Source organism: Vibrio ichthyoenteri ATCC 700023, from assembly GCF_000222605.1.
Lineage (GTDB): Bacteria > Pseudomonadota > Gammaproteobacteria > Enterobacterales > Vibrionaceae > Vibrio > Vibrio ichthyoenteri.
Window position 1 is genome coordinate 1 of the sequence record NZ_AFWF01000159.1, and the last position, 20990, is coordinate 20990.

21 protein-coding genes are annotated in these 20990 nt (G+C 40.7%); 9 read left to right on the plus strand and 12 right to left on the minus strand.

Translation table 11 applies throughout. From position 1 onward, the window contains the following. Positions 1-128: 128 nt before the first annotated feature. Entirely contained in the window at positions 129-980 is an 852-nt protein-coding gene (locus RH85_RS11555; protein ID WP_006712423.1) for a hypothetical protein, read from the minus strand. 164 nt (positions 981-1144) lie between these two features. Between RH85_RS11555 and RH85_RS11560 the strand changes: the two genes are divergently transcribed. Continuing rightward, positions 1145-1510, plus strand: coding sequence for a hypothetical protein (locus RH85_RS11560; protein ID WP_006712424.1), 366 nt, complete (start codon positions 1145-1147; stop codon positions 1508-1510). A 175-nt stretch (positions 1511-1685) separates the two neighbouring features. On the opposite strand, the gene RH85_RS11565 is transcribed toward RH85_RS11560, so the two are convergent. The 5 genes from RH85_RS11565 to RH85_RS11585 form a co-directional block, all read right to left on the minus strand. Beyond that, on the minus strand, positions 1686-2261 hold the full coding sequence (locus tag RH85_RS11565) for a Cap15 family cyclic dinucleotide receptor domain-containing protein (protein ID WP_006712425.1): 576 nt from the start codon (positions 2259-2261) through the stop codon (positions 1686-1688). Between the two features lie 2 nt (positions 2262-2263). Further along, on the minus strand, positions 2264-3625 hold the full coding sequence (locus RH85_RS11570; RefSeq protein WP_006712426.1) for a cyclic GMP-AMP synthase DncV-like nucleotidyltransferase: 1362 nt from the start codon (positions 3623-3625) through the stop codon (positions 2264-2266). Positions 3626-3737: 112 nt separating this feature from the next. Further along, positions 3738-5015, minus strand: a complete 1278-nt coding sequence (locus RH85_RS11575) for a site-specific integrase (RefSeq protein ID WP_006712427.1) — start codon at positions 5013-5015, stop codon at positions 3738-3740. Positions 5016-5226: 211 nt separating this feature from the next. Then, a complete protein-coding gene (locus RH85_RS11580; protein ID WP_006712428.1) occupies positions 5227-5478 on the minus strand; it encodes a hypothetical protein in 252 nt (83 codons plus the stop codon). 297 nt (positions 5479-5775) lie between these two features. Then, the gene (locus tag RH85_RS11585) at positions 5776-6699 is read right to left on the minus strand and encodes a hypothetical protein (protein WP_006712429.1); all 924 of its coding nucleotides are present in this window, start codon (positions 6697-6699) and stop codon (positions 5776-5778) included. Positions 6700-7076: 377 nt separating this feature from the next. On the opposite strand from RH85_RS11585, the gene RH85_RS11590 reads away from it, so the two are divergent. Beyond that, entirely contained in the window at positions 7077-7730 is a 654-nt protein-coding gene (locus RH85_RS11590) for an inovirus Gp2 family protein (protein WP_006712430.1), read from the plus strand. A 32-nt stretch (positions 7731-7762) separates the two neighbouring features. Here the strand turns inward: RH85_RS11590 and RH85_RS11595 are convergent, their stop codons facing one another. From RH85_RS11595 to radC, 6 genes are all read right to left on the minus strand, one after another. Next, on the minus strand, positions 7763-7945 hold the full coding sequence (locus RH85_RS11595; protein WP_006712431.1) for a hypothetical protein: 183 nt from the start codon (positions 7943-7945) through the stop codon (positions 7763-7765). A 423-nt stretch (positions 7946-8368) separates the two neighbouring features. After that, positions 8369-9802 (minus strand): hypothetical protein, encoded by a 1434-nt coding sequence (locus RH85_RS22065; protein WP_006712432.1) that lies wholly within the window; start codon positions 9800-9802, stop codon positions 8369-8371. Between the two features lie 225 nt (positions 9803-10027). Then, a complete protein-coding gene (locus RH85_RS11605) occupies positions 10028-10699 on the minus strand; it encodes a helix-turn-helix transcriptional regulator (protein WP_138956472.1) in 672 nt (223 codons plus the stop codon). A 206-nt stretch (positions 10700-10905) separates the two neighbouring features. After that, positions 10906-11346, minus strand: a complete 441-nt coding sequence (locus RH85_RS11610; RefSeq protein ID WP_006712434.1) for a DUF2787 domain-containing protein — start codon at positions 11344-11346, stop codon at positions 10906-10908. A gap of 62 nt (positions 11347-11408) precedes the next feature. Further along, entirely contained in the window at positions 11409-11855 is a 447-nt protein-coding gene (locus tag RH85_RS11615) for a DUF2787 family protein (RefSeq protein ID WP_006712435.1), read from the minus strand. Continuing rightward, complete coding sequence (gene radC, locus RH85_RS11620) at positions 11852-12328, minus strand: RadC family protein (protein ID WP_006712436.1); 477 nt, start codon at positions 12326-12328, stop codon at positions 11852-11854. Before radC ends, RH85_RS11615 begins: the two co-directional genes overlap by 4 nt. A 166-nt stretch (positions 12329-12494) precedes the next feature. Here radC and RH85_RS23460 point away from each other — a divergent pair, with 166 nt between their 5' ends. From RH85_RS23460 to RH85_RS11655, 7 genes are all read left to right on the plus strand, one after another. Beyond that, positions 12495-13688 (plus strand): phage N-6-adenine-methyltransferase, encoded by a 1194-nt coding sequence (locus RH85_RS23460; RefSeq protein WP_006712437.1) that lies wholly within the window; start codon positions 12495-12497, stop codon positions 13686-13688. A 95-nt stretch (positions 13689-13783) separates the two neighbouring features. Then, a complete protein-coding gene (locus tag RH85_RS11630; RefSeq protein WP_006712438.1) occupies positions 13784-14002 on the plus strand; it encodes an AlpA family transcriptional regulator in 219 nt (72 codons plus the stop codon). Between the two features lie 169 nt (positions 14003-14171). Continuing rightward, positions 14172-14384 (plus strand): helix-turn-helix domain-containing protein, encoded by a 213-nt coding sequence (locus tag RH85_RS11635; RefSeq protein WP_006712439.1) that lies wholly within the window; start codon positions 14172-14174, stop codon positions 14382-14384. Between the two features lie 22 nt (positions 14385-14406). Further along, positions 14407-17556: a type I restriction endonuclease subunit R gene (locus RH85_RS11640; protein ID WP_039948985.1), complete on the plus strand. Its 3150-nt coding sequence runs from the start codon at positions 14407-14409 to the stop codon at positions 17554-17556. Positions 17557-17584: 28 nt separating this feature from the next. After that, positions 17585-19216 carry an HsdM family class I SAM-dependent methyltransferase gene (locus tag RH85_RS11645; RefSeq protein WP_006712441.1) on the plus strand — a complete coding sequence of 544 codons (1632 nt, stop codon included), beginning with the start codon at positions 17585-17587 and terminating at the stop codon, positions 19214-19216. Next, complete coding sequence (locus tag RH85_RS22330) at positions 19209-20546, plus strand: restriction endonuclease subunit S (protein WP_006712442.1); 1338 nt, start codon at positions 19209-19211, stop codon at positions 20544-20546. Before RH85_RS11645 ends, RH85_RS22330 begins: the two co-directional genes overlap by 8 nt. 25 nt (positions 20547-20571) lie before the next feature. After that, positions 20572-20990 (plus strand): DUF4433 domain-containing protein (locus RH85_RS11655; RefSeq protein WP_006712443.1); only part of this gene is annotated, 419 nt, incomplete at its 3' end.

A 20990-nucleotide genomic window follows, 5' to 3' on the forward strand; every position in this document is an offset into this window, starting at 1 on the left:
TATAAAGGGTATATTAAGCTAGTTTTACAACCTCGAAAAATATATCTAGTTCATCCAGAGTATTGTTAAGTAACAAAAGCAACCTGCAATACCTGCAAGATCTTGATACAGGTGTTGCAGGTTTATATTTAGTGAATTATTTTTCTATTAGAGATCTTTTCAATGGTTCTAATGCTATCTTCTATTTTTACTATGTTAGGTAGGTTTGACTTATTTAACGTTAAATAGGTTTTAGTTATACGATTAAACTGGCGATTTAGTTGTCGACTGTTATTTTCATTATGGGCAATGAACCATTTATCTATTTGACTTTGCATTTTAATGATCATTTTTTCATTTTCTAAGTTTTTAGTATAGTGATACTTCCAAGTCTCAAGTTTTTTTGATTTATTCATTTCGGATGGAGTGTAATCACGACAATTTAATCCAGCATGTTTTAATACGGCGATGTTGAAAGCGGTCTTTAATACTTTGGTTGCTTTTTTCTGTTGAAGTTCCTTTAATACTCTGGTGTTCCTCCCCGCTAGAACTTTCCCAACAATTAAATGGACATGATCACCACTCCCCATTTTGATTTCTTGGTTTTGTCGGTGTATAACCGCTCTAATGCTTTTCTTAAAATAAAACTTGTCTTCATTAGTTAAATCACAAAGTTGAAATATTGATTTGCAACAGTACGCGATGATTTCCTTCCACTGTTCGTTGGATAGTTCAACGCCCTTAGGCAGAGTTAAGCAGTATTCCATGGCATATGATGACAGGTGACGACCCGCTTTATGACCCATTTGCTGGCGCAATCGATATTGCTCACCGATAAGCGCTATATACTTAGATGTATGCTCATTCCCAATTATTGAAAATATTTCGGTTGTATTCGCATGATTTGGATGTTTTGTTGATGTAATATATCTTTCTCTGCAAGCGACCCCTTTACTTCCATACTTTATAGGTTGAGAGATTACCGTCCAGTTTTTTATCATGATTTTATTTTAGTTATATTAACTATAAAAATTAAAGTCAAACATATCCATTATTTTAGAGTTCAAGATAGGACAATTGCTTCGCTATTGATCCACTTGTTGGGGAAATATCCTCAATCCCCTTGATTTAGCCTTTCCGAATAACTATCATCTGAATAAATGTTATGAACTTTTTAGATAGGTTGAATTCAACCATTGATGATGTAAAATTAGATGCAGCTAAAGAATTATCTGATAGGGATCGCCGCTATAAAGATATATTATCATTAATTGTTCAGCATTGTAAAAATGTTGGATTTATTAATAGTCAGGATGTTAATGATAAGACAATTAAATATGAGTGGTTGTGTCTAGTCGTCGATATTCATTTGACAGCAATAATGTTAACAGATCAAATAGATGGGAATGATATTCCTATGGATTCTAAAATCATACAGGAAGATAATGAAGCTAAAGCGAAGCAAATATTGGAAAGCATTGTTCTCTATTTGGTAGCAGCATCACCAAAGCCTGACTGGAGGCGTTTCTAGGTGTATTCACGACAAGAGCTGCCGCACTCCGTTTGGCGGCTCACTTTCTCTGATACATGCGAGCATGTAACAGAGAAGATTGAGCTGATCTTAGAAGCAATATTGTTACCAAATCAACCGAAGATAAATATCGTATAACAACTGTTGTTTGGTTGTAGCGATCTAGTTAAAAAGCTTATTGTCTGTATAACTCAATTGAACCAGCTGTGTTTAAGTTATTTTGCCAACAACGATTTGTCCAAAATACGCCTTTCATTTTCATTGATTTTATATCTTCTACCCGCAAAGACGCAGCGCCTTCGTAGTAGACTGTATCTGTCGATGACGGTGAATGGTTCTTTCCTTGAAAGATATACTCTAGTTGAAAACTGTCATCGGCGTTTCTGATTACACGACAATAGTTAGAATGAGTGTTTCCTATAGTCGTAGTTGCCTTCATCCTAATTGAAAAGAAATCGGCTTCAAAGGTGATGGGAAATTCAACTACTGTCTTATTATTGAAGTTAGACTGAATTTTGCATATCCACGTCCCATTAAAGTTTGGACAGAAATTCTCTTGGAAGTATCCAATATAAAAAGGTTTCCAAGCGTACTTACCAAAGAACAGAGCTAATATGGTAATGGCAGTCAGTGTGTATGACACTGACTGTATCAATGAAATCTCAAAAAAATGATTTAAAAAGAAGTAGATAGCAATTGATGCAACGGATGAAATGCCATACTTCACTTTTGACGGAAACAACTCCCACATAATTAACGCCTCTTACCAAATTTATTGAACCCTTTGAAGACCTTATTTTTTACTATCTGGGCAACAGGCCGTACGCGGACTTTAACTAGATTAAATCCAGTAATAGAACCCCACGACTTTACTAAACACTCCATAGCGTGAGTACCAGTATATGCACTTCCGCGTTGTGAAGTGTCATTTATCGATGTTATCTCACTGTGACCAATATCATTAGCGCTAATTGATTGATTACCTTCGTTTCGTACGGTCCAGTGAACTTCATCGGACATAATAAAATCATGAGGGTTGTTAATCTTAAATGTTAACGAGTCACCTTTTCTGACATCTATCTGGTTTGTAACCTCTCCTGACAAGTAGTTACCTGAACTATCATATCGCTCGACATATATTTCAGGAATATTTGTGACTACAGGTACTGATACTCCGCCTTGTTGTGTGGTGAGAACAGGTAGTTGAGGAAAGTAATGTTCAAAAAGGTTTGAATACTCAAGTGCTTTTGTTGCTTCATCCTCATGTTTAACTTTTAGATAAACACTATTTAGATGATCAAATTGTTTAACGGCAAAAGCTTTTGCTTCATCAGACATACCAAGAATATCCTGTCCATTAAGAGGGTTTAAAACTTCAAAAGACTGGTTCAACTGAGAGCAAATATTTGAGACTGTTTTCTCAAAGGAGGTAATTTCGTTATCTCCAATGTGTAAGTTGTTTGCGACCAATATATTTAGAGCTAGTGATGGGATCTTTTTGTGCTCTGACCGTTTCCATCTTATGTTAGCCCATGCTTTTAAGTAGCGGACATTTCTTTTCATTAAAGACCGATCTGCATCAGTAGAATAAAAATTGGTCAGCCAAGTTTGAATTGCAATAGGATCACTATCAATCCAGCCATTATCTGTGGCTAGTAATGGTGTAGAGTCCTTAATGTCTCGAATAAAATAGATAGGTGTATCAATGGTCAAAAAGTTTTCAAACGTTAGCCCCTCACAAGCGTTCTTCGAATCTTGAAGTTTAGCTTCGGTATCGATTTGGCAATAGTACGATAAAGTTTCTTTTAAGACCTCTTTTACATCTTTAGCGTCTACGTCTGGAGTCTCTAGTTCTGAAATAAGGTATATGCCAATATCTATATCGTAAGTTGACTGACTACTTACAGGCGCAATTAAAGTGAAGCTTTTATATGATCCTTGTAGCCAAAACTTAACAGAGCAACCGAACGAATCTTCAAGCTCCGCACGCAGATAATCAATTAGCGCATCTTTTTTTGCTATACCTTTACTCAATATGCTTTTAGAAAGCTTAGTTCGGCTGTGTAGAGTGCCAAGTGTTGTTTGGCTACTATAAAATAAATCACTGCAATTCATATAAATCATCCAAATAATGAAACTTGATGATTATGACATTGATTGCGTTTATTTATAATGATTTATAGCATAATATTTGTACAAGAAGAGCATTGAAATAGTTAGAAATTAATCAGGTTAAGCTCACGTTCAATTCTATCTTATCTATTGTTAACTTTAGGTTCTTGATGCAAATGCCTTTGCCATATCTATCATAAGTAATGTTATTTTGAGCATGTCCTAAGATTTCACTAGCGAGTAAAGAGGACACATCTGCATTTTTCAGTTGTGTTGCTACTGTATGACGGAATGAATGAAAATCATGACCGCGAGTAAAACCTAGCTTGCTTTTAAAACGCCCAAACCATTTTGAAGCTGCCGTACCAAAACCATCACGCTCTTGTTTAAGGGTAGGGAAGATACGTTCATGCTGTACGCTGTTGATGAAGTCAATAAAGCCGAGCTCTAACAGCTTGTCATGAATCGGGATTAACCTGCGGCTACTGTTGTTTTTGAGCCGTTGTCCCTCAAGCTTATCGTCAATCTTAATGACCCATATACCCTCTTTGTTACATATATCTTGGCGGTAGAGCTGACAGAGTTCGTTTAAACGTGCGCCAGTGTATAAGCCTAGTAGTGGCAACCAATAATAATGAGGGTGCTTATATTTCTTCTGGGTGTGAATATCAGTGCTAAACAGCTTTTGAAGGTCAGCATGGCTATATGCGTTCTTGGCTTCGCTGTCCTTGCGAGTCTTTTTGAATCTCATTCCCTTAAATGGGTTGATGTCCGTCATTTCCATCTGCAAACACCACTCAAAAAACGACGAGCATTTTTGTATGTAATCTTTGACGCTCTCAGTGCTTAGGGTAGGGAGTTTATGTTTTTTATTAGCTTCTATTAGCTGCTGACCTTTCATCCCACTAAATTGCTTATGTTTGGTTGCGTTGACCGGATATTGGCTCAGTAAGGTACGTGCCTCTTCCGCCTGAAGTCGACGGATATCTTTTATGCTTTTAGCTCTGAGTAGTGTCAGCACGATATGACACTTCGCATAAGCCATATCAATTGTTTTTGGGTTAACGAGGTCTTGTTTGGAATCTCTGTACTTTTCGAGACACTTGAAAGGGTCTCGTGATGTTGTTTTTGCTTTCGGAATTAGAAATGCAGGTGATGCAGGTCTCTCAGGTATATGAGATTCTGTTTTAGGTGTAGATAGAGGTGTGCTGTTCTGTATCGAAATACGGATTTCTAGCTCTAGTTGTAATGCTTTAACTAATGCAACTTGTTTGTCGGATGTACGAAGAGAGCGCTTGATTTCGTATTTGTCGTTGAAAAGGTGTCGGTGGCGTAGAGGAATTTGATATCTGAATAACCAGTTACCAGTTTTTGATATTTTTAGACCGCGCATGTTTTAGTACCTAGTTTTAGTACCAAACAGTCAAAAAGTTAGATTAAAAACATAAAAAAGGCGGTAAATCAGTGATTTACCGCCTTTTCCAAACGTTTGGTGGGCTGGCGTAAGTTGAATTTGATTCTTAATTTGTTGAAAATTATAGATTTATATGGATTGGATTTTCTTGCTGGTTCCTAAGATGGTTCCTAAAAATATTTATTAGAGACTATTTTCGATTCAACGTACGACTGATCGTCGATTGCTCTTTACCAGTTATTTTCTCCATTCTCTTAGCCTTAACTCCCTGCTCTTTAAGAGACTTGAGAAAGACTGAGCGTTGATTCATATCCAGTGCTTCAAACATCGCTTTGTTTATTTTTGATTGCTCGCTTTCCATCTTATCGATGAGAGAGTTTACGCCAGATCTCAGCTCATCGAACAAACCAGTTTCAAGGGCTGAAGCATTATCTTTAGCCATAGTCATCACCTATCTACATTGAACGACACGTTTAAAGTATAGTCGTGCAATATAGCGATACATCAAATCTAGAGTATTTAGATGTAAGTGATTTTGTGTGTTTAAGTTAAGTTGTTGTTTTTAAATTAATAAAATCCAAAATTGGACGCATTAATTAAGTGTATTCTGCATGCGTTGAAATAGGCAATGGAAAGCCATTTACTCCACTTGCTAATCTTTACCGTTTCTGATCTGAATCGATGACGCTATAGGCAGAAATATGCTTAGTAGTATGACGCCCTTTGGCTATTGCAGCCATCAAATGGTTCCTTCGATAGCAGCTATTTTCTCTTTTATCAGTTGTTCAACGATTTGGTTTTTGTTCTGCCCTGAATATTCGCAGAGTCTGTCTAGGTCGCTTTTAATGTCTTCGCTCATAGTGAAGCTGTAACCTTTCTTATTCTGGCCTTCCATTTTTTTGCGGTGTTTCTTCTGGCCCCAGGCTTTTTTCATTTTGTAGATGAAAAGTTCTTTTTCAGCGTCACTAGCTTGCCAGATATCAAACACGGCTATAGAGGCATCGCTCAGCTCTTTTGCTGTAATGGGTGACGCTAGAAAGTGTGGTAACTTATCTTGAGTTGATTTTACGTAACTCCAAACCCACTGACATTGTTGCTCGTTATCTTCCTTTATCCACCTAAAATTCGTGTGAAAAATTCTGTTGGATTTATCATCCAGAAATTTCAAAACGGCTCTTTTTTGGTCCAAAGTGATTGGAATACTGTCGAGGAACCCAATAATTGCGGTGATACGATCATCGTGTGTTCGTGGTGTAAGTTTTAGGTCGAGAGATGTATAAATAAACTCCGCACTGTCTCTACTCAAATCGATAGGTAGTGTGTGCTCATTCGCCCAGCCCACATCAACTAAATGGGTTAGTCTGAAGTTAAACCACAACCAGTAGGCTAGCCTATGGTTCGCTTTCCTTATCCATTCAATTTCGTCATCGGGAACAATCGCTTTGTTTCCTGCATCTTTGAGTTCGTTAACATAGCTGGTGAAATTAACCTCGTTTCCTGCCCCATGGTAAATAAATTTTTCTAACGAACGCCAGTAGTCATCGACGCGCTCTGCTGGTGATGGGACCATATCTTGGTTAGAAACTTTACTAACAATGTAACTGCGGTAGAAATCGCAGAGCCTTCTGCTTCTTGTTTTTAGGGTAGCCTGTTGGTCGGTCATATGTCGCTTTGAGATAATGGTAACTAAGTAGTATTTTAAAGAGGGTTTGCGGTGTTTTTTGAGAGGTGTTTAACGTTGTTTTTATTAGGTTTTTAGGTAATTTAATTTCTGTGGGTTTGGTTGTAAGTATCTGATTTTAAATTGACGCAGATGAAAAAATGATATCAAAGAAATAACTAGCGAGCTCTCAGTCTGAAAAAAGGCTATCTATTGCCGGGCAATCGATCACCAAGCTACCTGATTCGCAGGTTTCTGAGTGTCGGTATTAGTAATATATATAAGTATTTTTATTACTCTTCGGACATGATGCCAAAGCATCAAATCAAAAATTACAGCGTTGACTTCTAGTTTGGAATAAACCAACTAGGAGTTACAAAATGTACTGTGATATCTACCAACCAGACCATTATCTTGGTCTGCCAGTAAACAGCAACTATCCAATGATTGAATCCTATTTGAATGGGATTCACTCTGTGCTGAAAAATGCCTGCAATCAGCATTCAAGAACCTTTGTGTTCCAGGTAGTATTGAAGTTTCCCCAAGCGGGGGGGATGTTTCCAAATGATGCTATCTCACGGTTTATCAAATCGTTCAAAGCGAAAGTAAGCGCCGATCAATGCCGTAGGCTGAGAGAAGGTAAGCGTGTTCATTCCACCAGCATTCGATATGTGTGGTGTCGCGAGATTAGCTCGTCATTGAATGTCCACTACCATGTCTATTTCTTGATGAATGCGGACGCATACTGGCAGCTTGGGGACTTTGGTGCGAATGCCCAAGGTCACCTTTCACAGATGCTAGTCAGTGCGTGGGGGAGTGCGATAGGTATTTCTAATGCCCGTGGTTTGGTCCATTTTGGACAGGGTGCGAGAAAGCTCAATGTGAATGATATTACTGGTGAAGTTGTGCCGCACTTCAATGGTTCCGAATACGATACATTTGAGGATATCTTTTATTGGATGAGTTACTTGGCAAAGGCTGATACCAAGCAATTTGGGAATGGTGGTCGTAATTTTGGTTGCAGTATTAACTGATTGAAGAGAGGGGGGATCCCCTCTCTATGCGATTATTGAGGTATATTGGTATCGTCAAATTTACCAGTAGACTCGTCATGTTTCTGAGCGTCTAGAACGTGCTGTAACGCATCTTGAAATGATATGTTTTTCTCTTTGGCTAAAACCTCAGCTTGCTTTTCTAGTTGTTTTTCGTATTCGTTTTGAAGCCGTTCAGTATCGATGTCGTAGGACATAGTGTTCTCTCTGTGTGATAGTTCTACAGACAGAAAGCCAGTGATAGCCGATAGCGTCAAGAGCTTGATATGGAAATTGTGAAGGATATGCGAAAGCTAAAAGAACCGAGAGCTTTAGGTGTGTTGTACTGAACTACTTCATTTGACGTTTCGATGAAACCTTTCAGCAATAAAGCTTTTTATATTAATAATATAGGTTTGGAATCTAGTTACCTGAAATCTCAGCTTTATGCCAACCACATGCTGATACTAGAGCTGATTGCTTAAGTGGTTTAGTTCGTCAATTTTTAATCCCTAGGACAAAAAAAAGAAAGTGCAGCCTTTCTTTTTCTGATTGTTTTCAACCATGTTACTCAGTAGGTTGAAAAGGGAGCGTGAAGCTCCCTATAGGTGATGACGTCTGCTTTGCTGTAAGTTCAACGCTTAGAAACAGTTGTTGAAGTCAGCTGTTTCAGTCCAGTTTATACCATCAACAGAGCAGTAATCTTTTGATATACCGTTATCGTTTAGTTCGTTCTTGGCGTACTTGTCTGTTTTGACATCGCGCGTGATATAAACGTTAATCGGGGCATTGCGATAAGTTTCGCTACGCATGGCTACATCGGCACCATGATCGACAACATCACTGTAATCAGGGGAGATATAGTTGAACGCATCAAAATCAGTTGCTGCGATTGTAGGTAGGGTATCACGCATGTTAACCAAGTGGTCAAAACCAGTTAAGTTGGTCCCGTGATAAACAAATTCGCCACGCTCGGAGGTATGACTATCAATGGTTTTCTTAACCATAATGGTGCGACCTTGAAGAGTGGCTTCTACATCCATGGTTTCACACTGGATTAAGTTGTTGTAACCCGTGGCTGAACTTGAATTACGTAAACCGTAACCGGGATTTGCCGTTTGTTGTGCATACTCTACAACAGAGCAGCGTCCTTCTTCGAACTCTTTGGTGTACTCGAATTCGAAGCCTTCACGCTGAACGGTCATCATGTCCCCAAGGTAGATGTCCTTCACTTCACGCTCTAAATCTTCGTGCATTTCGACAACTTTGGTTGTCCATTGACCTGGAGCCATTGATAGGTAGGATTTCTTGTACCATTTGTCATCGTAGGTTTGAGTCTCAGGGTTGTAATGACCATGATAGTATTCAACGTAGGCGACATCGGCATTGGGATTACTCTCTGCTATCTCGCGGGTAGCCTCATACGATTTCTGCATGGCAGGAACGAGAGCCATTGCTGTTTGGTGTAGGCTTGTATTTCCGGATGCAATAAAGTCTGAGTACAACTCTTCTGCGGTTACACTATAGCGATTAGCTAAACGCCATTCTTGCTGCTGTAGTCGAGACTGGATCGCAGTACGTGTATTGGCATTATCACGAATAGATGCACAACTTATTTCCCCCATATTGCCTTGTGCCAATTCTGTTTGAATTGAGTTCCATAGAACCGTAGTCAGTGGAGTTACATTAGCAATATCGCCATCGCTTGGAATTATTTCGCGAGGAGGGATCACCATTTGATACGCATCGGTGACAGTCCCTAAATCCTCATCTACAGCTCCTACAGGGACATCGACGACAACAGGAACATAGTCGATACACTGAGCATATTTATCTTCGAGCGATAATGAGAAATCGCCAGATTCACCCGTCACAGTTCTTGGTTCGTTCGCGTCTAATTTGCTGTTGAAGTTATAGTCGAGAAATACCGTAGCGCCGCTGATGTAGCCATCTATTGCTTTACCTTTCATGGTTGCGCTCGTAGCTGAATTATCATTGCTTCCTGAGCCACCACCACAGGCAGCTATCGCCAAAGTCATAGCGACTGCTAATGTTGTTTTTGTATAATTTTTCATTACTGCTTTCCTTTTTTAATAAACAATTTGTTTATCAATGGTGCTGTATGTCATTTCCATTGATGAAAGTAAGGCGATGACCAGCTTAGTCATCGCCAACAAGATTGCGTCTACCACAGATAAAAGCGGTAAGACGTGAGTTGCAAACCTTGCTCAAACCAGGTCTTGCCCTGATAGAGTGGCTATCAGTTTTGTGTGGATTAAGATCGGGTTTTGAGCTGACAATTAAGCGTGGTAAGAAGTTGGTGACTCCTTAATTTTGCTTGTCGTGAGGTCCGGGATATAACTGGAAAGGTTGAAGTTTTTAGGATACTCGAATTGGAAAGTGGAGACTTCCAAGCTTTGAATATCGCTTAGCTTATGAGTATTAATTCCTCCTTCTTGATGTTCAGCGACGAGCACAAGCTCATCGGCAAGTTGTAGGATGCCGAGAGGTTTAACCTTAAAAGTCTGCTTCTTGCTGGTAAGCGAAAGGTTGACGTTGTACTGGTAACATAAGGCATAGCTCAATGAGTCCAGCACGTTTAAGCTGAAGTCCCTGATGCTTTTAGGCGATTGAAGAACCGCGACCTTCTCTTGAAGCTGAGTTTCTGATTTAAACTTGAGCGTGACAGGCGATTGCTCTCGTAACATCTGAAACGCTCTTTGAATGGCAGGGCTTGTTTGCTTTGAAAAGCTTGATAGGAGCGTTTTCTCAGCTAGAGCGAGCAATACCATTTCGCTAGCATTAAAGCCTAGATAACTTGTAAACCGTTTGGAATAACCATACGGCTTACTACTCGTATCTTTGTCAACGCCAAGGTATTGCACCACGACATCCAAATTACGTTGAATAGTTCGAATATCTCGCCTTATGCCTGCATTTTCTAGCTCAAGTTTTAGATCTTGAGCTGTCACCTTTCTCCCTCTTGGGATGCGATGATATAACTCAAATGCAAAAAGCATTTGCTCATGAGTTGTCGGTTTGCTGGTGGATAGCATCATTCATTGCTGGCTTAATATTGGAAGTGCAGTGAACGTATCAAGCGATGCGGCAATACTTGCCACATGCGATTTTTCTCAGAGTAGAGAATATGAAAATGTGATGAGGTTTGTAGTGTGCGTCAGTTGTTGGTTACTTTTATCTCATCAAACGCATCCATTTCGACATAAGTAAGGAAATTGCTTTCCCACAGCTCGTAAAAATCATTCACGCCATAAGAGTCGATCTCTTGCCAACCGATACCAGTAAAAAATGCCATTTGATTGGCAATATCAAAGTCAACGCTTCGTCCGAGTTCAGGGTACACATTTCCAAAGTAGGCAAAGTCAGTGATGTAAAGAATGTCCCATTGCTGACTAGCTTGTTTTTGCAATCTCACCTCAACAGGGTGAAAGCCTCCTTCTTCAGCACTGTAACTAGTGTCTCGAAAGTTGATAGTGATAGACAGCTTATCGTGTTCACAGAGCATATTGATATGCTTGGCTAGCAACTGATGGAATTTGCTAGAGATTGGTAATGAACATGAATTGAAATTTGTCGCAGTTAAAGTTTGAGTAGTCATGGTTTTTTCCTTGAAAATAGAAACAGTTTTGGTGGGGTGCCCTGGTGTTTATGGGCTTAGCATTATGAAAATAAGCTAATGACAGTAAGGGTTTGAGTATCGAATTTGGATTTTCTAAGGTGATCATTAAAAGCTTTGAGCCAGCTTAGAAATAATGATTGCACTTCGGGACGGCAAAGCTCACAACGCTCGATGTCTGGTTGATAGAACCAGAGGTATTTGAAGTTGAAGTAAAGTGATACATCAAGGTGCTTGGCTTTAGAGGTCGGGTAGTCAAATGATGCGACAAAACGGACCTCCCAAGGCTTGTGAGGGGCAAGGCGCTCAAGTTGTATCTCAACTGGCTGAATACCGCTTCGTTCCTTATAGAATTGATTTACCTTCAAATTCAAAGCCAGGCGACGTGTATTGCTTGGGATGTCATATTGATTTAACAGTGCATCCATTAGTTGGTGGAGTAACGCTAATCTAAAAGATGACGCAATGTTTTGTTTGTTCTGCTTATTCATATCCAGCCCCTCTCCGCAAAAGAAACACAATCCTCTCCAACCACTATGTGATCGAGAGTGCGCACATCAATTAGCGCTAGGGCGTCTTTCAATCGTTCTGTAATGCGTCTATCCGCTTGCGAAGGTTCCGCAACCCCAGACGGATGATTGTGGGCAAAAATCACCGCAGAGGCGTTAGCTTGTATGCATACTTTGACGACTTCACGAGGATAGATATTGGCTGAATCAATCGTGCCAAAGAAAAGTTCTTGGTATTCAATTAAACGGTGTTGGTTATCGAGAAGTAAGACTGCAAACACTTCACGTTCATTATTCGCTAGTTTGTATTTCAAGAAATCTTGGGCGGCTTGCGGGTTACAGAAGGTGTCACCTCTTAGGTATTTGTTAGCGATGATCTCTGCCGCCTTTTCTAAAATTTGGTGATCGGATAGGACTGACCCCTTTTTGTATTTGTGCGCGTTAACTTTGTGCATATCGATTCTCCTTTGATGATTAACCTAGGTATGCACGTTTGTAATGTGTGTTTGAAATTGTTTTGAATCGAATCGAGGGCTTGTAGTCCTGGGATGCATTGAGACTGTTTGGGAAAAAATTACACCTAGCTCTCCCTATATGAATCATTAACAAGGGAGACCCATCATGAATTCACCACAACAAGTTATTTATCGCTCAGAGCACTCAGAGCTACATCAAGAAGATGTATTTAAAACTTACCAAGTCAATGTCGCGCGAGGACCTTTAGTTAGTGAAGCGTTGCACTTGCTTCATTCTGTTTTTACTCAAGCAGATAAGCAGTTTGAACGAATGATGTTAGTGCCTATTCGATTAAAGATGCCCGCAAATTTTGATGGTTGCCGCGTGAGCTTTGTAGATGAATGGTTTGGCTATGTCTTTAACCACTTAACTAAAATGAGCACACCTCAAGATGAGTTGCATGATTTATGGAAGCAGATAGTGACAAAGGGCATTCACGTGATTTGGCGACCAGATGACCGTTCAGAAGGTCAGTATCAGATTAGTGTGAATTTGCTCATCGATACTAGTGATAAGCTGTCTTGCGAGGCATACAGCTATTTCATCACCGCATTCCAGCAAGCCATCGTACGAGCTTATGCCAAATCACTAGAGACAAATATTGAGTTCGCATCAAAGCAGTGTTTATTCCCAACACTTCATCCCATTCTGGTTGGCAAGGAAAGTGCGGAGTATCAACACCATATCAAAGGGCACTTCTATTTGTTGAGCGGGTTAGCAAGACTGCCTGAAGCATTGCTAGAAGATAGTTGCCCTTGCTTAGCTACATTTCAACGAAAGCTGGGGGATTCGGTAGGTAATAATATTGATGTGATGTACTCCAGTGCTAGAACAGGAGAGAAACAACAAGACCGTTGGCAAACACCAGCAGAGATTTTTCGTCAGCTCAATGATGAGTTTCATTTCACCTTGGACGCAGCCGCAGAGCCATCCACTGCTTTATGTTCTAACTACTTTACAGAACAAGATGATGCCTTAGCTAAAAACTGGGGAAGCCATGTTGTTTACTGTAATCCTCCTTACTCGAAACTAAGGGAATTTGCTCGTAAAGCGTATGAAGCATCACTCACCGGAGCAACAGTAGTTATGCTTGTTCCTGCAAGGACAGATACACAGGCGTTCCATCATTATTTATCTAAAGGGGAGGTAAGATTCATCAAGGGACGATTAAAGTTTTTGCAGGCAGGGGAAGCGCAGAATACCGCGCCCTTTCCTAGCATGATTTGCGTACTGGGGGCAGGGGTAGAAAGGAAGATGATTACAGTGCTTCAAGATAGTCTTCATAACGCAGTGGTGTAAACAAACGCCCGTCACTATGGAACGCTATGAAACATCTTGGATTAAAAAATACGTATTGACCTCTTCTCATGAATGAAGACACAGAGGAACTCATCATGAGACTAATTCGCCTAAAAGAAGTTATGGACCAAACCGCACTTAGCCGCTCAGCTGTTTATCGAAAAATGAATGAAGGCTCGTTCCCGCAAAGTGTGAGCTTAGGAGATAGAGCTGTTGCCTGGGTGGAAAGTGAAGTTCAAGATTGGATTGCACAGCGTATAGCCCATCACGCACGTGAGTTTAAAGGCTATAACGCAGAGCATAGTTACTTTTAATAACACATAGTTTGGTGGCTGGGTAATCCGCCACCAGCTATGCCATCATATATCATAATTTTGTTTTGAGACTCAAAATTCAATTTGAAGTTAAATTTTTCAGCTTAAAGGAGAAATTTTGATAGAATGCGGCATCACCAAAAAGTCTCGCCACTATGGATAGGAAGACATGATCAAGTGCCACCTTGCCCGCATGATGGGGGAGAGAAAACTGAAAATTTCAGATGTCATTCGTGAAACCGGTTTGAGCCGAAATACTGTGACACTTCTGTATAAAGAAACAGCGCAAAAAGTGGACCTAGAAGCCATCGATAAGTTGTGCGTGCTATTTAACTGTCAAGTTGGTGAGCTTCTAGAGCAGTCACCAGGAAATGATCAATAAGAACAATAACGAAGGACTGATTATGAGCTTTACTGAAGATTCACGAGTAAAAATACCGACGATCCTGCACCTTATGCGTTTGGGGTATGACTACCTATCTTTGAAGGGGGCTAACTGGGACAAAGAGAGCAACATCTTCCCTGAGCTATTTTCAACAGCGATAAGTCGCATTAACCCAGAATTAAAATCAGAAGATGTGGGTAGTTTGTTTGAAGAGGTAAAGCTCACTCTGGAAAACGAAGATTTAGGCCGAGCCTTTTTCAATAAGTTGAAAGAACGTTCAGGTAATAAGCTGATCGACTTTGAGAACTTTTCCAATAACAGCTTTCATGTCGTTACTGAGCTAAAATGCAAAAACGGCGATGATGAGTTTCGTCCGGATATCACCTTGTTAATCAATGGCATGCCGTTGGTGTTTATTGAGGTGAAAAAGCCCAATAATCGCGATGGGATTATTGCGGAAAGAGAACGCATTAATAAACGCTTTCAAAATCCTAAATTTAAACGCTTTGCTAACATCACTCAGTTCATGATCTTTTCCAATAACATGGATTATGTCGATGGTGATCCTGAGCCAGTGCAAGGTGCCTTTTATGCTAGTAGTTCATATCACAAGCCTGTATTTAACTACTTCCGTGAAGAAGAAGAGTTAGATCTGACTGCACTTCTAAAGCAGTTAACTGATGATCAAGAGCTTGCAGTACTCAAGGATAACAACCTAGAGGTTATTCGCTGTAATCCTGAGTTTTTGAGTAATAAAGAGCCTAGTCGCCCAACCAACCGCATTTGCACATCTTTGCTTAGTAAAGAGCGTTTATCGTTTGTACTGCGCTATGCGTTAACTTACGTATCAGAAAGTGACGGTTTGCAAAAGCACATCATGCGCTACCCACAAATGTTTGCGACCAAAGCGATTGAAAGAAAACTCAATGAAGGTGTTCGTAAAGGCATCATTTGGCATACCCAAGGAAGCGGTAAAACGGCGTTAACCTATTATAACGTTGGCTTCTTAACGGATTACTTTCAAAAGCATGAGATTATCCCTAAGTTCTATTTCATCGTAGATAGATTAGACTTGCTACAACAAGCACAACGCGAATTCACTGCTCGCGGTTTGATTGTACATACTATCAATTCACGCGAAGAGTTCACCCGTGATATTAAAGCGACCCAAGTGATCCATAATCACTCAGGCAAAGCAGAGATCACGGTTGTCAACATCCAGAAGTTTAAAGATGATCCTGATGTTATCTCTACTCAAGACTACAACGTCACCATCCAACGTGTGTATTTTCTAGACGAGGTTCACCGTAGCTATAACCCTAAAGGCAGTTTTTTAGCTAACTTAACTCAGTCTGACACCAATGCAATCAAGATTGGTTTGACGGGTACGCCTTTACTCGGGGAAGACTACAATTCCCGAGTTCTTTTCGGTGACTACATTCATAAGTACTACTACAACGCCTCAATTGCAGATGGTTATACTTTGCGCTTGATCCGCGAGGAGATTGCAACCAACTACAAAATAACGCTTCAACAAGCGCTTGAAGAAGCCGAAGTGAAGATGGGAGATGTTGACCGTAAAGAGATTTATGCGCATGCAAGCTTTGTTGAGCCCATGCTGGACTACATCGTCACCGACTTTGAAAAAAGCCGTGGCACTTTGAATGACGCAACAATCGGCGGAATGATTATCTGTGACAGTTCAGACCAAGCTAAGAAGATGTTTGAGCTATTTAACGCAGTATACGCTTCAAAGTCTCTCTCTACTGATTACAGTTCGGAGCTGGTACTTGAATCTGCTTTTATACAGGGCAGTGCGTTGCAGGTTGCGGAGCCTGGTTCAAGTTACACGGCAGCTGCACAATTGGAGCCTGTTAAGCAAGCGCATAAAGTGAAAAATGCAGCTTTGATATTGCATGATGTGGGAACAAAGCAGGAGCGCAAGGACTGGGTAGAAGATTTCAAAGCTGGAAAGATCGATCTGCTGTTTGTTTACAATATGCTACTTACGGGATTTGATGCTAAACGCTTGAAGAAACTCTATCTTGGTCGCGTGATCCGCAAGCACAACTTGTTGCAAGCACTGACCCGTGTAAACCGAACGTATAAAGACTTTCGATATGGTTATGTGGTTGATTTCGCAGACATCCGCAAAGAGTTTGACGCGACTAACAAAGCTTACTTTGACGAGTTACAGTCAGAGCTGGGCGACGAAATCGAAAGCTACTCTAAGCTATTCAAATCACAGGAAGAGATCAAACAAGAGATAGAACACATTAAAGATGTGTTGTTTCGCTTTGATATCGACAATATGGAAACCTTCTGTGACCAAATCAGCCAGATAGAAGATAGAGAAGCTGTCTTAGCGCTTAAAAATGCCCTCGCTGATGCACGAAGCCTGTACAACCTTATTCGCCTGCAAGGTGAGTACGACTTTCTTGATGAGCTGGATTTCACCAAGCTCAATGTGTTGTTTCGAGTTGCCAGTGATAGACTAGATATGCTTAATCTTGCGATTTCAATACAAGATGGCGTGGACATTGGTAATCTGCTCAATAGAGCTTTAGAAGATGTGATTTTTACATTCACAAAAATTGGCGAAGAAGAACTTGTACTAGCTGACAAACTGAAAAATACACTGCGCCAAACACGCGAAGCATTGGCAAGTAACTTTGACCAACAAGACCCGAAATTCATTAACCTGAAAGATGAACTAGAGCGATTGTTTAAGAAAAAGAACCTTAGCGAAGTTACTCAAGATGAAATGGTTGCCAATATTGATGCACTGAATAAAATCCACCAGCGCGTGAAAGAGCTCAATCGTCAAAATAACCAATTACGTCAAAAGTACTTGGGCGATACCAAGTATGCACGCTTGCACAAGCGTTTGTATGAACGTCAACAGCAGCAACACGACATTACTGATTCTGAAAGAAAGATTTTTGAGGCCCTACTCGGAGTCAAAGAAGACGCCGATAGCCAGGTACTCGACAACACGTCCGTTCTCGATAACGAAAGCTATTTTGCACGGCATCTGCTACCAAAGGTCCATAACCGCTTTATTAAACAACAGAGCATTCCCTTGAATGCGGAAGCGGTACGTTATGTAAACCACCTTGTCGTAGCAGAATATTTGAAAGAATTTAATACAGGTAGCCAATCCTGGTAAGAACACCAACTAAGGCAGTATACAAACCATGGTCGAACTCGAATTTAGAGAAAAAACAAAAGCCCTTATAGATAGCTTGAAGAGTATCTGTGCAACCAATGGCTTAGGTAATAGCACGGGGGAGTTTGAAATCATCACTCAGGTATTTTTATACAAGTTCCTGAATGACAAGTTCGCCTATGAAGCCAAGAAAATTGACGAGAAAATCGCCAGCGCAGTCAAATGGGAAGAAGCGCTGGTCGAAATGAGTGAAGAAGATCTAGAGATGCTCCAGATCCAGATGGGCGGCGACACTGCTCGTCTCAAACCACATCATTTCATCAGTCACTTGTTCAACCAACAGGACAAGCCGGGGTTTGCTCAGCTGTTTGATGATACCTTGATGGACATCGCCATCACCAATAACGATGTGTTTGCGGTAATGACAGACACAGGCGAAAAAGTACAACTGTTTACCCGCATCAGTGAGAACGTGACCGTTTCCAAGCGTGATGCTTTCTGTAAAGCAGTCATCAACAAACTGATTGAGTTCAGCTTTGAGCGTATCTTCAACCAGAAGTTTGATTTCTACGCCACCATCTTTGAATACCTGATCAAAGACTACAACAGTAACTCTGGTGGTAAATACGCTGAGTACTACACCCCTCATGCGGTAGCACGCATTATGGCCGCAATTTTGGTGCCTGAAGACCAGCAAGGCACCGTACGCAATGTAAGCTGTTATGACCCATCAGCGGGCTCTGGCACCCTGCTTATGAATGTCGCCCATGCCATCGGTGAAACGCGTTGTAGCATCTACACCCAGGATATTTCGAAGAAATCATCAAACCTACTGCGTTTGAACCTGATTTTGAACAACTTGGTGCATTCAATCCCTAACGTGATTGAAGGTGATACTCTTCGTCATCCGCACCATAAGGAAAATGGCGAGCTTCGCAAGTTTGATTACATCGTTTCTAACCCACCATTTAAACTGGATTTCAGTGATTTTCGCAATGAGTTGGACAGTAAAGAAAACAAAGAACGCTTCTTTGCTGGTATTCCTAAAATTAAAGCCAAGGCAAAGGACAAGATGGAAATCTACCAATTGTTCTTGCAGCACATTATTTACTCATTAAAACCAGGTGGTAAAGCAGCGGTTGTACTGCCGACAGGGTTTATTACCGCTCAATCTGGCATTGATAAAAAGATCCGACAATACTTGGTTGATAACAAGATGCTGGCGGGTATTGTCTCTATGCCATCCAATATCTTCGCGACCACAGGTACCAACGTCTCTATTCTGTTTATTGACGACAGTAACAAAGACAAAGTGGTACTAGTTGACGCTTCAAACCTTGGTCAAAAGGTCAAAGAAGGGAAAAATCAGAAAACACTTCTTTCTGCGGAAGAAGAACAGCAAATCATTGATGTATTTAACAATAAGTGGACAGAAGAAGATTTCTCCGTTGCTGTTAGCTATGACGAGATCACTGCGAAAAATTACAGCCTCAGTGCTGGACAGTACTTCGAAGTCAAGATTGAGTATGTTGATATTACTCCGGAGCAGTTTGCGGAAAAAATGCAAGGTTTTGCTACCAATCTGGGGGGCTTGTTTAGTCAGTCTCGTGATTTGGAAGTGGAAATTAAAAAGCAATTAGCAGGGTTGAAGTATGAATAATTGGAGTGAAACCACCCTAGGTAAGGTTGCTGAGGTTTTTACTGGCTATCCATTTAAAAGTGAATTCTATTCTGAAGGTTTAGAGGACATTAAGCTTTTACGCGGAGACAATATTGCCCAAGGAACAATGGATTGGGGGGATGCTAAGAAATGGCCTTTTGAACAACTAAAAGATTTTGAAGAATATCAGCTTAAGGAAGGCGATGTTGTGCTTGCAATGGATCGCCCATGGATTGGTGCCGGATTAAAATACAGCCAAATACTCAAGAGTGATTTGCCAGCATTGCTAGTTCAGCGAACGGCAAGATTACGTGGTAGTGATGTTTTGGACACAGGGTATCTAAAGTATATTATTGGAAGCCCTTGGTTCACAAGTTACATAAAGAGAATAACTACTGGCTCGGTAGTACCGCACATCAGTTTAAAACAAATTCGCGAATTTCCAGTGAAGCTCCCCTCACTCGAGGAGCAAAGATCTGCGGTTGCTATTTTGCAAGCGATCGATAAAAAAATAGAACTCAACAACCGTATTAACTCTGAACTCGAAGCTATGGCGAAAACGCTTTATGAATACTGGTTCGTGCAGTTTGATTTCCCCGATGTGAATGGTAAACCCTATAAAGCTTGTGGCGGTAAGATGGTTTACAACTCTGTGTTGAAGCGAGAAATACCACAGGGGTGGAGTGTTAATTCAGTATCTGATTGGATTCGTTCAGATAAAACTGGTGACTGGGGAAAAGAAAGCAAGCAAGGTAACTACACTCTTCAGGTTGATTGCATAAGAGGCGCAGATATTAACGGCATAAATGGTCAAGGAAATGTCGATACGCCTAACCGATTTATTCTTAAAAAGAATGATCACAAGCTTCTTGCTCCATTTGACTTTGTTATCGAAATCTCAGGTGGTAGCCCTACCCAATCTACCGGGCGAATGGCATTTATTACAGAGCATGTTTTAGATAGATTTAACCATCCTCTTATCTGTTCTAACTTCTGCAAAGCGATAGACCTTATAGATAAGAGCTATTTCTATAATTTCGCATACCAGTGGAAAAGCCTGTATGAAAATGGTGTTTTGTTTGGTTGGGAAGGGAAAACTAGTGGTATTAAGAATCTTTTATTCGATTCATTCGTCAGCAATTACAAAGTAGTGATGCCGCCTACAGATTTAGCTGAAAAGTTTTTCCAGTTTGTTTCTCCTTTACAAGAACAAAAGCAAAAAAGACTTAAAGAGAATGCCGAGTTAGAAAGCTTGAGAGATTGGCTCCTGCCAATGCTAATGAATGGTCAAGTAATGGTAAACCCAAGTGCAGAGCTCAAGAGTGCTTAATTGGTTCCAATAAAAAGGATGATAAATGCCCGTACCAGTACAGCCTAAAATTTTTCATATTGTCCACGTAGATCGATTAGCTTCTATTCTCGGTTCGAACGGGCTTTTATGTGATGCCCAGATCATCGCACAACAAGCAGCGGGGACTACGATTGGTATGAATACGATCAAGCATCGCCGTTTGACAGAACTGACACTGGATAGTCATCCTGATTTGTACGTTGGGCAATGTGTACCTTTTTACTTTTGCCCTCGTTCAATCATGCTGTATGTGATTCATCGAGCAGACAGTGATGAGCTGGCGTACAAAGGCGGGCAGGGACCGATTATTCACCTTCAAGCAGATCTCAACGCTACGGTGCAATGGGCGCAGCGGCAAGGGCATCGCTGGGCATTTACGCTGTCAAATGCAGGCTCGTACTACTTTGAAGATAGAAGTGATTT